At 49.7% G+C, this 15,224-nt stretch carries 14 protein-coding genes and 1 tRNA gene; 12 read left to right on the forward strand and 3 right to left on the reverse strand.

Features of this window, described 5'->3' with window-relative positions; all coding sequences use genetic code 11:
- Positions 1-63 precede the first annotated feature (63 nt).
- Both FN001_RS05690 and FN001_RS05695 read left to right on the forward strand, forming a co-directional pair.
- On the forward strand, positions 64-831 hold the full coding sequence (locus FN001_RS05690) for a creatininase family protein (protein WP_142411105.1): 768 nt from the start codon (positions 64-66) through the stop codon (positions 829-831).
- A 10-nt stretch (positions 832-841) separates the two neighbouring features.
- On the forward strand, positions 842-1,711 hold the full coding sequence (locus FN001_RS05695; protein ID WP_142411106.1) for a DMT family transporter: 870 nt from the start codon (positions 842-844) through the stop codon (positions 1,709-1,711).
- A gap of 145 nt (positions 1,712-1,856) precedes the next feature.
- Here the strand turns inward: FN001_RS05695 and FN001_RS05700 are convergent, their stop codons facing one another.
- Positions 1,857-2,855, reverse strand: coding sequence for an ABC transporter substrate-binding protein (locus FN001_RS05700; RefSeq protein ID WP_142411107.1), 999 nt, complete (start codon positions 2,853-2,855; stop codon positions 1,857-1,859).
- A gap of 458 nt (positions 2,856-3,313) precedes the next feature.
- Between FN001_RS05700 and FN001_RS05705 the strand changes: the two genes are divergently transcribed.
- Positions 3,314-4,624, forward strand: coding sequence for an O-acetylhomoserine aminocarboxypropyltransferase/cysteine synthase family protein (locus tag FN001_RS05705; protein ID WP_142411108.1), 1,311 nt, complete (start codon positions 3,314-3,316; stop codon positions 4,622-4,624).
- Positions 4,625-5,036: 412 nt separating this feature from the next.
- Here the strand turns inward: FN001_RS05705 and FN001_RS05710 are convergent, their stop codons facing one another.
- Complete coding sequence (locus tag FN001_RS05710; protein ID WP_142411109.1) at positions 5,037-5,516, reverse strand: RrF2 family transcriptional regulator; 480 nt, start codon at positions 5,514-5,516, stop codon at positions 5,037-5,039.
- Between the two features lie 405 nt (positions 5,517-5,921).
- Between FN001_RS05710 and FN001_RS05715 the strand changes: the two genes are divergently transcribed.
- Together FN001_RS05715 and FN001_RS05720 are read left to right on the forward strand one after the other, a co-directional pair.
- Positions 5,922-6,446: an adenine phosphoribosyltransferase gene (locus FN001_RS05715; protein ID WP_118297723.1), complete on the forward strand. Its 525-nt coding sequence runs from the start codon at positions 5,922-5,924 to the stop codon at positions 6,444-6,446.
- A 261-nt stretch (positions 6,447-6,707) separates the two neighbouring features.
- The gene (locus tag FN001_RS05720) at positions 6,708-6,938 is read left to right on the forward strand and encodes a hypothetical protein (protein ID WP_182426484.1); all 231 of its coding nucleotides are present in this window, start codon (positions 6,708-6,710) and stop codon (positions 6,936-6,938) included.
- 18 nt (positions 6,939-6,956) lie between these two features.
- On the opposite strand, the gene FN001_RS05725 is transcribed toward FN001_RS05720, so the two are convergent.
- Positions 6,957-8,540: an oligosaccharide flippase family protein gene (locus FN001_RS05725; RefSeq protein WP_142411110.1), complete on the reverse strand. Its 1,584-nt coding sequence runs from the start codon at positions 8,538-8,540 to the stop codon at positions 6,957-6,959.
- A 309-nt stretch (positions 8,541-8,849) separates the two neighbouring features.
- Between FN001_RS05725 and nifS the strand changes: the two genes are divergently transcribed.
- From nifS to FN001_RS05760, 7 genes are all read left to right on the forward strand, one after another.
- Positions 8,850-10,034, forward strand: coding sequence for a cysteine desulfurase NifS (gene nifS, locus FN001_RS05730; RefSeq protein ID WP_118322114.1), 1,185 nt, complete (start codon positions 8,850-8,852; stop codon positions 10,032-10,034).
- 11 nt (positions 10,035-10,045) lie between these two features.
- Complete coding sequence (gene nifU / locus FN001_RS05735; RefSeq protein WP_021904779.1) at positions 10,046-10,486, forward strand: Fe-S cluster assembly scaffold protein NifU; 441 nt, start codon at positions 10,046-10,048, stop codon at positions 10,484-10,486.
- Positions 10,486-11,562, forward strand: coding sequence for a tRNA 2-thiouridine(34) synthase MnmA (mnmA, locus tag FN001_RS05740; protein ID WP_142411111.1), 1,077 nt, complete (start codon positions 10,486-10,488; stop codon positions 11,560-11,562). Before nifU ends, mnmA begins: the two co-directional genes overlap by 1 nt.
- Positions 11,559-12,596, forward strand: a complete 1,038-nt coding sequence (locus FN001_RS05745; RefSeq protein ID WP_243121940.1) for an N-acetylmuramoyl-L-alanine amidase family protein — start codon at positions 11,559-11,561, stop codon at positions 12,594-12,596. Before mnmA ends, FN001_RS05745 begins: the two co-directional genes overlap by 4 nt.
- 84 nt (positions 12,597-12,680) lie before the next feature.
- Positions 12,681-12,770: transfer RNA gene (locus FN001_RS05750), tRNA-Ser, on the forward strand.
- Between the two features lie 302 nt (positions 12,771-13,072).
- Positions 13,073-13,528: an IS200/IS605 family transposase gene (tnpA, locus tag FN001_RS05755; protein WP_142410635.1), complete on the forward strand. Its 456-nt coding sequence runs from the start codon at positions 13,073-13,075 to the stop codon at positions 13,526-13,528.
- A gap of 657 nt (positions 13,529-14,185) precedes the next feature.
- Positions 14,186-15,208, forward strand: coding sequence for a GH25 family lysozyme (locus FN001_RS05760; protein WP_142411113.1), 1,023 nt, complete (start codon positions 14,186-14,188; stop codon positions 15,206-15,208).
- Positions 15,209-15,224: the final 16 nt, after the last annotated feature.

Below are 15,224 nucleotides of genomic sequence, written 5' to 3' on the forward strand. Positions count from 1 at the left end.
TTCTGACCGTGCAGAGGCGCCTTTTCCGCAATTAATGACCATTTTAGAAAGGAGAAACACAGTATGAACGAATTATTAAAAATGACAGCCCACCAGATAAAAGAAGGTAAATTTGATAAGGTGATTCTGGCGATCGGTTCCTGCGAGGCCCATGGACAGCATCTGGCAGAGGGCTGTGACACCATCGTTTCCTACGAACTCAGCAAACAGGTGGCGGACCGTGTGCCGGGAATGCTGGTTCTCCCGCCGATTACTGTGGGCTACAGCGGACATTATGACACATTCCCGTTTACCCTGACCTTTGATTATGAGACCATGATCCATGTGATCTATGACATCGTGGAATCTGTCTTGAGAAACGGTATCAATAAGATCTTTTTGATGAACGGACATGACGGAAATATCGCTCCAATCGAGATCGCGGCGAGAAAGATCAAGGAGAAATATCCGGACGCAAGGATCGCGTCCCTGCCGGAATGGTGGGTCATCGCCGGAAAGCTTGTCCCGGAAGGAACCTTCAAGGTCTGGAACGGACTTGGACATGCGGGAGAGGGCGAATCCTCCATCGCTTACCATTTATTCCCGCAGTGGTGTGAGCCGGATCAGGCAACCTGCGTCGTGCCAGATCATCTTCCGGAACATGTCGATATCAAGTGGGATTTCGCTGAGATCACAGATACAGCCCAGACCGGTGACGCGACCATCGCGACAGCGGAAAAAGGAAAGCTCATGAATGACTGCCTCGTAGATGCTGTCGTGAAAGATATCAAGGAGCTTGAGAAGACTGGATGGAACTATAATACGAGCCACTGCGCGACAAAGCTGAAATGATGGCGATAGTGTGAAAATAAAAGGGATATTCTATACGATCTTATCAGCGGTTCTGTTTGGGGTGAATCCGCTGCTGTCGAAGCAGATCTACGCCATGGGCGGAAATTCGGTCACGTTGACATTCTTCCGTATGATGATAACGGCAGTGACATTCTGGATCGTGAATGCAGTCTGGATGCATAAAGATTACAGCGTGAGCCGGGATGAATTCAAAAAGCTGTTTTTCTGCGCCCAGGGGTACTGCCTGACGCCGTATCTGCTTTGGAGTTCTTACAATTACCTCCCGTCCGGAATGGCGACAACGATCCACTTTGTGTATCCGGTGCTTGTCCTGATCGGAAGTATCGTATTTTATCATGAGAAACTTACCAGAAAAAAAGCGGTGAGTTGTCTGTTCTGCGTGACAGGGATCCTGTGTCTCTGCCAGGCGGATGGGACGGTCAGCTTGATGGGATTTCTGCTCGCGTTTGTCTCAGGAATCGCCTACACACTGTATATTTTGCTGTTAGATCACTGCGGACTCGTGGACATGCATCCGTATAAGTTAAGTTTCTGGCTTTCCGGAATCGGCACCGCGGAGATATTCCTGATTGCGCTGTGGACGGGAAAATTTACGTTGGGCATCGCAGCGGCAGGCTGGGGACTGACGGTCATCTTTGCCCTGTCAGCAGGTGTGATCGCCTCGACGGCATTTCAGCTTGGTACAAAGTATGTCGGCGCGCAGAACGCCTCGATGCTCTCGACTTTTGAACCGCTGACAAGTGTGATCGTGGGAGTTATTGTATACCATGAAGTTATGACCGGAAGGACGCTCACTGGGATCGCGGCAATTTTATTGTCGGTGATCGTTGTGTCGTGTCCGGAGCGGGCAAAAAAATAATTGAAAAAACGGAAGCGGTCAGGACGTATGAATGATACGGTCCGGGGCTTCCGTTTTTTGATGCCAAAAACTTGAGAAAACTGCCGCTGATTTCTGCAGGGGAAAGACAGCGCCTGTTATTGCGGATGCCCTGCAGCAGATGGGATTACTGTGCTGCAGCCGCCTTCGCAAACTCCGTATTCACAAGATCCTCATAAGGAACCCGTGTGTCAAGCTCCCCGGCTTCCTCAAGGATATTCTCAAGAAGTTCAAAGCTCTCTTTCTCGAAGACAGTATTCCCTTTCCAGGTATCCTGCTCTTTGTAGCGGTCCACGATGATGGCGATCTTTTCGGTGTCGGTCTCCTTAAACTGCGGTTTGATGGTCTCGGCGATCTCCTCGGCGGAGTGGGTGTTCACGTAGTCGAGGCCTTTCTGGATCGCGTTTGTGAATTTCTGGATGATCTCCGGGTGCTTTTCGATATAGCTCTTCTTGGCACTGTAGGCCGTGTAGGGAACATAGCCGGAATCTTTTCCGAGGGATGCCACCACATAGCCGTTTCCTTCCTGTTCCAGGGCAGTGGCGAAGGGCTCGAACTCGACGGTATAGTCGAAATCATTGCTGGTGAATGCCGCCGCGGTGAGTCCGAAGCTGATGCTCTGGTCGATGGTGAGATCCTTTGCGGGATCAATGCCGTTCTTCTTTAAGATATATTCGAATACCATCTGCGGCATGCCGCCGGCCCGGCCGCCTAAGACTTTCTTTCCGACAAGATTTTCCCACTTGAAATCAGCTTCCGGTGTCCGCCCCACGAGGAAGTTTCCGGCCCGCTGGGTGAGCTGGGCGAAGTTCACGGCGTAGTCATCATCGCCCTGGATATAAGTATAGATACTCGCCTCAGATCCCATAAATCCGATGTCCGCGTCCCCGGATACCAGGGCGGTCATGACCTTGTCAGCCCCCGCGCCGTTTACGAGTGTCAGATCGATTCCTTCATCTTTAAAGTATCCCAGTTCGATGGCCGCATACTGGGGCGCGTAGAAGATGGAGTGGGCAACTTCGTTTAAGGTAACAGGAGTTAAAGATGATTCCGTGTTCTTCTTACACCCGGTGAGCAGAGCCGCCGCCGTAAACACAAGAAGAACCGGTGCCAGAATTTTTCTCATAATACCAAAAGACCTCTCTTTGCGATCGTCATATATGTTCAGTGTATGAGAGGGGCAGGAAAAGGTGCAAAAAAACTCTGGCAGAAAACCAGAGCTGATTCAGGGTCAATATAAAAAATCGAAAGAGATTATTTGGCAGGCGTCGCGGCTCCTGCATCTCTTTTAACCCATAGGGTGCGTGGTTGCAACGAAATTTACCACCTCAAATAATCTCTTTACTATCATATATTTATTATAATGTGATTTTTCTTTTTTGAGAAGATGTAAAACAAGAAAAAGATACAGGAGCAATAGAAAAAACCTATAGCAAGCCCTGAGTACATCCAATTAGACAGATTTTCCAACATATGGTACTATTACCTTGCAACCAGATAGGGTGGTTGGTAAATGAAAACAAGAAATTTTTTTCGGGAACCACACGCGACATCCCGATCCGAGATAAGAGGAGGAAAATCACTATGGCAAAGAAGACAAGAGCAGAGAGAAACTTCAAATTTGAGACATTACAGCTTCATGTAGGACAGGAGCAGCCGGATCCGGTGACTGACGCGAGAGCAGTTCCGATCTACCAGACCTCTTCCTATGTATTCAGAAACTGCGAGCATGCGGCAGCACGTTTCGGACTCACAGACGCAGGAAACATCTACGGCAGACTGACAAACCCGACAGAGGATGTTTTCGAGAAGAGAATCGCAGCATTGGAGGGCGGCGTTGCGGCGCTGGCAGTTGCCTCCGGCGCTGCAGCAGCAACCTATGTATTCCAGAACCTTGCGCATGCAGGTGACCACATCGTCGCAGCAAAGAATATCTACGGCGGTACATACAATCTCTTAGCACACACACTTCCGGAGTACGGCGTGACAGCAACCTTCGTTGATCCGTTCAACTACGAGGAAGTTGAGAATGCGATCCAGGAGAACACAAAAGCGATCCATGTTGAGACACTTGGAAACCCGAACTCCGATGTTGTTGATATCGAGAAGCTGGCTTCCATCGCCCACGCACATAAGATCCCGCTTGTTGTGGACAACACGTTCGCGACTCCGTACCTTGTAAGACCGATCGAGTACGGCGCAGATATCGTATTCCACTCCGCTACAAAATTCATCGGCGGCCACGGAACCACGATTGGCGGTGTGATCATCGACAGCGGCAACTTCGACTGGGAAGCAAGCGGAAAGTTCCCGTCCTTAGTTGAGCCGAACCCGAGCTACCATGGCGTAAGCTTCGTAAAGGCAGCAGGAAGAGCAGCATTCGTCACAAAGATCCGTGCGATCTTACTTCGTGATACAGGCGCAACGATCTCCCCGTTCCACGCATTCATCTTCTTACAGGGACTTGAGACACTGTCCCTCCGTGTAGAGCGCCATGTACAGAACGCATTAAAAGTCGTTGAGTACTTAAACAACCATCCGTTCGTAGAAAAAGTAAACCATCCGTCCGTATCCGATGATCCGGAGCAGCAGAGACTTTACAAGAAATATTTCCCGAACGGCGGCGGCTCCATCTTTACCTTCGAGATCAAAGGCGGTGCAGAGGCTGCGAAGAAGTTCATTGATAACCTGGAACTCTTCTCCTTACTCGCAAACGTTGCCGATGTAAAATCCCTTGTCATCCATCCGGCATCCACAACCCACTCCCAGTTAAACGATGAGGAGCTTGCAGATCAGGGCATCAAGCAGAACACGATCCGTCTCTCCATCGGTACTGAGAACATCGACGATATCATCGAGGATCTCGACGAGGCATTTAAGACATTACAGGAATAATCCACTGCTTTTACAGAATGGTACGGGACGATGAATGCCTGGCAGGAATCGTCCCGGAGATCATAAGATCCTTGCAAAATACTCCCAATATGATATTCCCCCTCAATAAGTGAACGAAAAACAGCAGCCAGTGCGCAAAAAAAAGTGCATGTGGCTGCTGTTTTGCTGTGGCTGTATAACTGCAGGAAAACGCTGGTGGCAGGTTTATGCAAAACATAAGGGGGAACGCAGGAGATATAAGATGAAAAGATGATCTGTGAGTGTATTTCTGATGGGTGAGAGTAGCTGTCTACTGTAACTGATCGAAGAAAAAATAGCTTCGCAGCAGTTATTTCGGAAGGAACTAGCTACGAAGCTTATATCATTTGGTATTATGAGGTGGAAGACCTGACCGATACCGGCGCTGCCAATCTTATGATTTGCATGGCCCCTTCACACTGTTTAAGATCTCCTCCGCTGCCAGTCTGTGTTTCTCCTCCAGCGCATGTTTCTGGTCCAGGATCGTCTGGAGCGTGATGCCGTCCAGGTAGTCCATGATGACGCGGTTTAAACCTTCCCAGACCGGGAGCGTATCGCAGGCGGAGCAGCGCTCGCAGGGATTCGGGGTGTGCTCGAGACAGGAGACCGGGGCGAGACTGCCCTCTGTGGTCTCTAAGATCTCACCGACCGTACATTCCGACGGAGCTTTCGCGAGACGATATCCGCCCTGGTATCCGCGGGTAGTGGAGAGCATTCCGGTCTTATTTAAGAGCGGGACGATCTGCTCCAGATATTTTTTTGAGAGACCCTGGCGGGCGGCGATATCCTTTAAGGAAATAAACCCATCCTCGGTGTGTTCCGCCAGGTCGATGACCATGCGGAGCGCATAACGGCCTTTTGTAGATATTTTCATGATTGCTTCACCAATTTAAACAACAGCCTGGCATGGAAAAAGACAGCCGGGCGTTGAACTTTCTGTAATATTTTATTTCAGTCAGATCAGACTTTCACCTCTTTTAGGTGGCAAACAACGTAAATCGGAACTGGTTCCGATTATACTACAAAAAAGATGGGCGTTCAACTAAGGTTTTGGCTTTTTCTCGTGGTTGCCAGAAAAATACACATGTGATAAAATAAAAAAGAGTTTCCGGCAGAGAACGGAAACCGCCAATAGAGGTCCTTTGGAAAAAGGACCAGATTGCTGCGAAAACAGAATATCAGCGGTGGCCCTGAAAATGCAAAGCCAACAAATTGGGTTGAAATGAAAGCAGGATCGCTGCAGAAATAGTGAGACAGAAAGAAAGGAACCAGAAAAGTTATGAAAAAGCTGGAAGATTATGTTGTAAGCATTCCGGATTTCCCGGAGCCGGGAATTATTTTCCGCGATATCACCTCGATCTTACAGGATCCGGATGGATTTAAGCTGGCAATCGATTCTCTCCTTGCGATGGTGAAGGACGTGGATTTCGATGTGGTTGTCGGCGCGGAGTCCAGAGGATTTATTTTTGGAACACCGGTCGCGTATGAGATGGGAAAATCCTTTGTCCCGGCGAGAAAACCGGGTAAGCTTCCGAGAGAGACTGTTTCTATGGAGTATGCCTTAGAGTACGGCACCGGAACGATCGAGCTTCATAAAGATTCCATCAAACCGGGTCAGAAGGTCGTGATCATCGATGATCTGATCGCAACCGGCGGAACTGTGGAGGCGATCGCAAAGCTCGTGGAAGAACTCGGCGGCGAGGTCGTTAAGATCTGCTTTGTGATGGAGCTTGCGGGATTAAAGGGTAGAGAGAAGCTTCAGAAATATGATGTGGATTCCGCGATCATTTACGAGGGTAAGTAATAAGGAAATCAGGTCCATGCAAATGATGGTCGCTGGATGATACACACCTTCGCAGAACGGTTATTTCAACTGCAGAATGGATTTTCGTTGGGATAAATTTACGGTTACTCAGCATCTTAAAGAGATGGGAGTCATGTCTGACTAAGAAAAAAGATTATATGCCGCCAGAGAACGCGACAAAAGCGGGCTGGCGGCATCTGTTTTTCTGTCAGAAGAGCGTATCGGAAGAACTGTTGTATTTATCAGGAAAAGAGGATAAAAATGAGAGAGATCGTATTTAAAATGGAGCGCCCGGGTCTCGTTGAGGTCGGGCAGGAAGTGGATGTCAGCGAGTCGGTCACACCGGTCAATGTCAATTACATGATCGAGCCGGCGGTGGCCATGTCGGGGCTGTTTCGCTTCACGGAGCGGCTGAAGAGCAAAAAGGGCATCGTGAAGGATATCATCCAGAATGACCGCGGATACTATGTGACAGTGGAGTTCGACGAGTAGCGGAATGGTTTGTTTGACTTATGCAGCGGAGCGCTGCGGTTTCCTGTGGAAAAACAGCAAAAGCAGGAAGTAGGCGGCTGACAGGATGAGGATCCGGACGGCAGTGCGGAAAAATTCCGGAAAACCTGACGGGATCGGGAAGTCTTCCGGGAACAGGCGGAAGATCCAGAGCGCGCAGAGCAGGCAGAAAACCGGTTTTCCGATCAGGGTCCATGCGTTCCATTCAAACGCAGTGATCCTTCGGAGCGCCAGAATATGGAGCAGGGCGAGGAGAACCTCGCTTGCTAACATCCCCCAGAGGCAGGACCGGATCCCGAACACCGGGATCCCGAACCACACGAAAGCGATGCGGACGAGGAGCGAGACCAGGTGATGGAAAAATGTGAGCTTCGTCCTTCCAAGGCCATTTAAAATGCTGCCGGACGAGGTGGCAAGATAGAGAAACGGGCAGAGCCAGGCAAGGATCTGAATGAAAGATCCGGCGTCTTGGCTTTTAAATATCTGCAGCCCCAGAGTTTCGCCGAAGACCGTGAATACCCCGATGCAGAAGATCCCGAGGTAGAGGCTGTAGCGGAAGGACATGGAGATCCCGTCCGCGATGCCGGAGGTGTTTCCGGCAGACTGGTGTCTGGCGGTCGACGGCAGCAGGACCACAGCCAGAGAGTTTACGAGAGCGGAGGGAAAGAGGACAAACGGCATTGCCATGCCGGTGAGAGTCCCATATGTACTGACAGCCTGGGACCTTGTGAGGCCGTAGACAGTGAGCCGCTCCGGGATCATGATCGTCTCGGCACTCTGTAAGAGGTTCAGGATCAGCCGGTTGGCCATGAGCGGGACGGCGAGAGCGAGGAGAGCACTCATGGGAGACAGGAAATCCAGGAGTTCCGGAATGTCTGCGGTACTTTGAAATTTATGAGGTTTGTGGGCGGCATGATCGGAGAAATTTGCTGAATTATTTTTATTTCCATGAAATTCATGAAAAAGAAGAAAAAATATCAGGACAAACAAAGCAGATCCGGCCTCTCCGGCCACCAGGCCGAATACCGCGAGCGACACCGTGATCGGAATCTTCTTCTCGATCCAGATGGATGCCAGGAGAAAGACCGTAAAGATCCGGATCATCTGTTCAAAGAGCTGGGCGGCTGCAGGGACAGTCACCTTTTCCTTTCCGTAGTAGTAGCCGCAGATACAGGCATGGACGGAAGTGCAGGGGATCGCAAAGGCCATGACGGAGAGCAGCGGGGCGCACCGCGGTTCCATGAGGACAGATCCCGCGAAAAATCCGGAAAAATGTCGGATCATAAGGGCCGCGGAGAGTGACATGGAAAAGGAAAGGAGAAATCCGGAAACAAGCGTCCGCTTCGCATGTTCCGGCTCCGCTGCGATGAAACGGGAGATCGCAGTCTGGATCGAGCCGGCGCACAAGGAGAAAAAGATCCCGTAGACCGGAAAGATCATCTGATAGATCCCGAGACCTTCGGCGCCGATCGTGCGGGAGAGAAAGATCCGGTAGAAAAAGCCGAGGACGCGGGAGAGGAGACCGGCGGCTGTGAGAAGAATTGTTCCGGTGATGAGTGGATGGGGCTTATGGGAAGAAGGCATGGCAGCTCCGAAATGGCAGAAGGATTCGGTTATATATATGTGGGAGCAGGGGAATGATATGAATCCGGTTTATCGCAGACGGATGACTGATATGAAGACTGAAATCATCACAAATTCTTTAATACTTAGTGATTTACTGTGTATTTCTGAAAAAACATGAGAATACCGGTTGAAATTCCTGAGGGGTTTCGTATATAATGTAAAATATCTGTGGCCTGTCCGCGCTTTTTGCGGCGCTGACTCGCGGGTCATGGCATAAACTAATAGTGTTATCAGGCTTTGAACCTCTTAAAACAGAAAGGCGGAACAATGAAGAAAGTAATTTATCTCGACAACGCGGCTACGACAAAGGTACGTCCGGAAGTCGTGGAAGCCATGCTGCCGTTTTATACAGAATATTACGGAAACCCTTCTGCGGTATATGAGTTTTCCACACCGTGTAAGGAAGCGCTCGCAAAGGCAAGAGAGACGGTCGCAAATTCTCTCGGCGCAAAGGACAATGAGATCTACTTTACAAACGGCGGTTCCGAGTCCGACAACTGGGCTTTGATCGCAACTGCGGAGGCATATGCATCCAAGGGAAAACACATCATCACAACAAAGATCGAACACCACGCGATCCTTCACACCTGTGAATATCTTGAAAAGCGCGGCTACGAGATCACATACCTCCCGGTGGATGAGTACGGCACCGTCTCCATCGACGAGTTAAAGAAGGCGATCCGCCCGGATACGATCCTGATCTCTGTAATGTTCGCAAACAACGAGATCGGAACGATCCAGCCGATTAAAGAGATCGGTGAGATCGCCCATGAAAACGGAATTATCTTCCACACCGACGCAGTTCAGGCATACTGCCATGAACCGATCAATGTGGATGAGTACCATATCGACATGTTAAGCGCCAGCGGACACAAGTTCCACGGCCCGAAGGGAGTCGGCTTCCTCTATATCAGAAAAGGCTTAAAACTCCGCTCCTTCATCCACGGCGGCGCCCAGGAGAGAAAACGCCGTGCCGGAACTGAGAATGTGCCGGGAATCGTGGGTCTCGGAAAAGCAGTCGAGATCGCGATGGCAGAGCTTGAGAATAATAAGAAGAAAGAGACAGAACTCCGTGATTACCTGATCGGACGTGTCATGGACGAGATACCGTACACACGCTTAAACGGTCACCGCACAAACCGTCTCTCCAACAATGCGAACTTTGCGTTCCAGTTTATCGAGGGTGAGTCCTTACTCATCATGCTGGACATGGACGGAATCTGCGGATCCAGCGGATCTGCATGTACATCCGGTTCCCTGGACCCGTCCCATGTGCTGTTAGCCATCGGACTTCCGCACGAGATCGCGCACGGATCCTTACGCCTTACCTTAAGCGAGGAGACAACGAAGGAAGAGATCGACCATACTGTAGACTGCCTTAAGAAGATCGTGGAGAAGCTTCGCGCAATGTCCCCACTCTATGAGGATTTCATTAAGAAGAACAGAAAGTAAGAGGAAAAAGAATGTATTCAGAGAAAGTAATGGACCATTTCCAGCACCCGAGAAACATGGGAGAAATTGAGGACGCCAGCGGCGTAGGTACTGTCGGAAACGCAAAATGCGGCGATATCATGAGAATCTATCTCGACATTGATGACGAGACACATATCATCCGTGACTGTAAGTTTAAAACCTTCGGCTGCGGTGCTGCCGTTGCCACAAGCAGCATGGCGACAGAGATGGTAATGGGAAAGACGATCGAGGAAGCGATGGAAGTAACCAATAAGGCAGTTATGGAAGCACTTGACGGACTTCCGCCGGTAAAGGTTCACTGCTCCCTGCTTGCGGAGGAAGCGATCCATGCAGCACTCTGGGATTATGCAGAAAAGCACCATATCGAGATCAAAGGCTTACAGAAGCCGGTGTCCGATATCAGTGAGCATGAAGAGGACGAGGAATATTAATGAAGAAAAAAGTCGTGGTAGGAATGTCCGGAGGCGTGGACTCATCGGTTGCTGCCTGTCTTTTAAAGGAGCAGGGATACGACGTGATCGGTGTCACCATGCAGATCTGGCAGGAAGAGGATTCCTGTACTATTGAGGAAAACGGCGGATGCTGCGGACTCAGTGCGGTGGAGGACGCGAGACGTGTCGCGTGGACACTTGGAATTCCCTACTATGTTATGAACTTCCGGAAAGAATTCCAGAAGAATGTCATTGATTATTTTGTTGCGGAGTATCTGCACGGACGGACACCGAATCCGTGCATTGCCTGCAACCGCTATGTAAAATGGGAGGCGCTTTTGGAGCGCAGCCTGGAGATCGGAGCCGATTATATCGCGACCGGTCACTATGCAAGGATCAGCCAGCTGCCGAACGGCCGTTATACGATCCGGAACTCCGTGACGGCGGCGAAGGATCAGACTTACGCGCTCTATAACCTGACCCAGTTCCAGCTTTCCAAAACTTTGATGCCGATCGGTGATTACACGAAGGACGAGGTGCGAAAGATCGCCGAGGACCGTGGACTTGCCGTAGCAAAGAAGAAGGACAGTATGGAGATCTGCTTCGTTCCGGATAATGATTATGCCGGATTTATCGAGCGGGAAGCCGAAAGTGTTCCGGGAAGCGGAAACTTTGTGGATAAAAATGGCGTGATCCTTGGAAAACATAAGGGGATCACTCATTACACGGTCGGTCAGAGAAAGGGCTTAAACCTCGCGATGGGCCATCCGGTGTTTGTCACAGGAATTCGCCCGGAGACGAACGAGGTTGTGATCGGCGAAGGAAATGATGTATTTTCCGACCATCTGGTCTGCAAGGATGTGAACTGGATGGCGATCGACGGACTTCACGGCGGGGAACGGGAAGTTCTCGCGAAGATCCGCTACAGCCACAAGGGATCTCCGTGTATCATCCGGGAGCTTTCGGACGGAACCGTGGAATGCCGGTTTAAAGAGCCGCAGCGTGCGATCACGCCGGGACAGGCAGTTGTATTTTATGAAAATGAATGTGTAGTCGGAGGGGGAACGATCCTATGAGCAGGATGAAAAAGGGAAACGGGCTCCTCCGATTCCTTATTTCTGCGGTCTTTTTTGCACTGGTGCTTTCCGGCTGCAATGGGACGAGAAAATATGAGGCGGTGGATCTGAGCAGCGAGACTGTGGCAGCGGAGTCAGAAAGCGGATCCGGCGAGGAACAGGGAACGGAAAATTCCGATGAAGCTGATCTTCAGGCACTGGGCAATCCTGCCGGGGAGATGATGAGCGCAGATCAGGCGGCCGAAAGCTCGCAGGATGCGGAATCGGTCTCCGAATCAGAGGAGATGGCTTCGGAGATGTCGGAGGAGGAGAGTGTCGCGGCAGCGAGAGAGTCAGCGGCGGAGGCTTATACAGCCGCGGCGAACGATGACGCGGAGACTGCTCCGGAAGTTCCGTTTAACGGACATACCGTCGCGATCGATGCGGGACACCAGGCGAAAGCCAATACTTCCAAGGAGCCGATTGGCCCGTCCTCTTCGACGATGAAGGCGAAGATGCCGGAAGGCTCGGTTGGAACGGCGAGCGGCGTCCCTGAATATGAGGTCACTCTTGCGGTCGCAAAAAAGCTTGAGACAGAGCTCACAAACCGCGGATACCATGTCGTCATGATCCGGACGAGCAACGATGTGAACATGAGCAGCGCGGAGCGGTCCGTCGCAGCAAATCAGAGCGGCGCGGATATCCTGATCCGGCTTCACGCGGATTCCATGGACAACTCTGGTGTCTATGGGGCATTAGCAACCTGTATGACAGCCCAGAACCCTTACAACGCGTCTCTTCATGACAAGAGCTACAATCTTTCCAAAAAGATCGTGGATACCGTCTGCGGGACGACAGGAACGAAGAATCGAGGCGTCCAGGAGACGGACAGCTCCTCCGATATCAACTGGTGCGAGATCCCGGTCTGTGTGCTCGAGATGGGATTCTTAAGCAATCCTGACGAGGACACATGGCTTCAGGACGATGGCTACCGGGGAAAGATCGCGAGCGGCATCGCGGGAGCGGTGGATGCTTATTTTGCGGAGGGGAATTAAAATAAATTTTTTAAATCCTCTATACAAATCGAAAAAAATATGTATAATAATATATAGTCTGCTTTTTCAAAAAGCAGACAATCCGGAGACGTAGCGAAGCGGCCGTAACGCGGCGCACTCGAAATGCGTTTATCGGTTCATCCCGGTACGAGGGTTCGAATCCCTCCGTCTCCGCTCGAAACCCTTGATTTTTCAGGGGTTTTTCTTATTTACGCGAATAACGGGTCAAAGTCCGCACTTGCGCGAGACCTTGGCGACTGTCGCGATAATAAGGGGAAACTCGCGAAGCGTGTTTTCATTTGTTATGGACTTTAGTCTGTTGAGCCCATTGGAGTTTTTCGCTGATCCGAAAAATGGAGATGGGCGAAACAATAAACCACCCGCTATGCGGGTGCGCGTCGATTGTTATACAAAAAATTACCTTTCCGTTTACAATAAAGTTGTTCAGGCTATATTGCAGAAAGGAAAGGTAATTTATGGCGAAGAAAGAAAATTCACTCGCACATACGAAATGGATGTGCAAATATCATATCGTCTTCACACCTAAGTATAGACGAAAAGTAATCTATTATCAATACAGAGAAGACATTAGAGACATTATAAAACAATTATGCAGTTATAAAGGCGTACAAATCATCGAAGGTCATGTGATGTCGGACCATGTCCATATACTAGTAAGTATTCCACCGAAAATGAGTGTATCTTCATTCATGGGATATTTAAAAGGGAAGAGTGCGTTAATGATGTTCGACAAGCACGCAAATTTAAAGTATAAATTTGGTAATCGTCATTTCTGGTCAGAAGGTTATTATGTTAGTACAGTAGGACTAAATGAAGCCACAATCAAGAAATATATTCAAGATCAGGAAAAGCATGATATTGCAATGGATAAATTAAGTGTAAAAGAATATGAAGACCCTTTCAAGGGTTGAGGCTAAGTAGTATCAACACCCCTTAAGGGGTAGCGACGAGTCAAGAGCAATATGGCTTGAACGGAGCTGTGGGAAGACTGCGTAAGCAGGATTCCCATAGCTGAAAGAGAAAGCCAGCGCCTTGAGACGCTGGCCTAGTAACGGTGGGCTTATAGCCCTAGTGCAAACCACCCTTTTGAAGGGTGGTGGTGACTTTAACAGGGAATTTTCTGTTAAGCAAAAGGGCACGATGTGCCAATGAGATGCACTTGTGGAAGAAGAAAATTGGCGCAGGCGATCGCGCTCGGCGTGAGGAAAAGGCCGTCCGGTGAGGACAGCTTTTTATGTATGAAATCGACCGTTTGTCGACCAGATAGGAAAATGTTATGCTTTTCCTGGCAGAACATTTGCCAATGTGTCCGCATCTATGGTTTGGACGGAATTTTGCCACAAAGTCTTAGATGTGTGACAACGAAAACGTAAGAAGTTCTTAATAAAAAAAGAGGGAAATTGTAGTATACTTGGTACGTCTTAAAGAAAAGGGATGTTTATGCCGAAGCTTTGGAGAGACATTGGATGGAGAATGCAGTTTACGATCGATATTCAGATGATAGAAGCCTCAAGGTTATGACTTTTGGCAGGAAAAAAGACGTATGAAAAGAGAAAGGCGGTTTTAGAATGTTTCAGAAAAAATTTCGATATATGGCAGCGCTTCTCGCAGCGCTTATGATCACACAGGGCAGTTTTACATCTTTTGCGGATGAGACTCCGGTTGGACCGGGATACGAGGACCAGAATAAGGCCTCCACGGATACCACGACAAGTGATCCGGCAAGTGCATGGAAAAAGGTCAACGGTGTTTACGTAGACGCGAATGGAAAAAATATGGACGGGGCGCTTCTTCGCGGCATCAGCGTTTCCAAATGGCAGGGCGATATCGACTGGGCGAAGGTTGCAGCGGATGATGTCTCCTTTGCATATATTCGTATGGGATCCTTTGGATATGAAGGACAGTACACTATGGACGAATATTATGAGAAAAATATGAAAGGGGCTTCTGCAAACGGAGTTCAGGCGGCCCCGTATGTGTTCCTCCAGACCCGGACTGTCGATGAGGCAAAAGCGGCAGCAAAATATACTCTGGAAAAGATGTCCGGATATGCGGTAAAATTTCCCGTTGCCGTGGATGTGGAATCAAAATATATTCTGGACTATTTATCAGTGCAGGATCTGACAAATGTGGTAAACGCGTTCTGTGACACGATCGCTGCGGCCGGATATACCCCGATCGTTTACAGTGATTACAGCAAGTTTACGAACGAGATGGATACAAACCAGATCAAATACGATCTCTGGCTTGCGAGATATGGCGCGGACGGACAGTATCAGGGACGTACGATCTGGCAGTGCACAGATAAAGGACGTGTAAACGGGATCAACGGAAATGTCTGCCTGGAATTCGCATATAAAGACTATGCTCCGAAGGCTGCACAGGGAACCGCAATCGACAGCGGCGAATGGAAGCAGGAAGGCGGAAAATGGTATTTCTACCGCGATGGCGGACGAATGAGCGGCTGGGTAAATCCGGATGGCTACTGGTACTATCTTGATCCGGCAGAGTTAGGTGCGATGGTGACAGGAACGACGAAGAACATTGACGGTGTGGATTATACCTTCAATGCGAGCGGTGTGATGCAGTAAGGGAAAAAAGGTCCTT

The sequence above is a fragment of the Clostridium sp. Marseille-P7770 genome, assembly GCF_902143525.1.
Taxonomy (GTDB): domain Bacteria; phylum Bacillota; class Clostridia; order Lachnospirales; family Lachnospiraceae; genus Pilosibacter.

Bases quoted from the DNA above. Each gene is read 5' to 3' on its own strand.
- FN001_RS05690 (WP_142411105.1), top strand. From the start codon at position 64: ATGAACGAATTATTAAAAATGACAGCCCACCAGATAAAAGAAGGTAAA.
- FN001_RS05700 (WP_142411107.1), bottom strand. From the start codon at position 2,855: ATGAGAAAAATTCTGGCACCGGTTCTTCTTGTGTTTACGGCGGCGGCT.
- FN001_RS05705 (WP_142411108.1), top strand. From the start codon at position 3,314: ATGGCAAAGAAGACAAGAGCAGAGAGAAACTTCAAATTTGAGACATTA.
- FN001_RS05710 (WP_142411109.1), bottom strand. From the start codon at position 5,516: ATGAAAATATCTACAAAAGGCCGTTATGCGCTCCGCATGGTCATCGAC.
- FN001_RS05715 (WP_118297723.1), top strand. From the start codon at position 5,922: ATGAAAAAGCTGGAAGATTATGTTGTAAGCATTCCGGATTTCCCGGAG.
- FN001_RS05720 (WP_182426484.1), top strand. From the start codon at position 6,708: ATGAGAGAGATCGTATTTAAAATGGAGCGCCCGGGTCTCGTTGAGGTC.
- FN001_RS05725 (WP_142411110.1), bottom strand. From the start codon at position 8,540: ATGCCTTCTTCCCATAAGCCCCATCCACTCATCACCGGAACAATTCTT.
- nifS (WP_118322114.1), top strand. From the start codon at position 8,850: ATGAAGAAAGTAATTTATCTCGACAACGCGGCTACGACAAAGGTACGT.
- nifU (WP_021904779.1), top strand. From the start codon at position 10,046: ATGTATTCAGAGAAAGTAATGGACCATTTCCAGCACCCGAGAAACATG.
- mnmA (WP_142411111.1), top strand. From the start codon at position 10,486: ATGAAGAAAAAAGTCGTGGTAGGAATGTCCGGAGGCGTGGACTCATCG.
- FN001_RS05745 (WP_243121940.1), top strand. From the start codon at position 11,559: ATGAGCAGGATGAAAAAGGGAAACGGGCTCCTCCGATTCCTTATTTCT.
- tnpA (WP_142410635.1), top strand. From the start codon at position 13,073: ATGGCGAAGAAAGAAAATTCACTCGCACATACGAAATGGATGTGCAAA.
- FN001_RS05760 (WP_142411113.1), top strand. From the start codon at position 14,186: ATGTTTCAGAAAAAATTTCGATATATGGCAGCGCTTCTCGCAGCGCTT.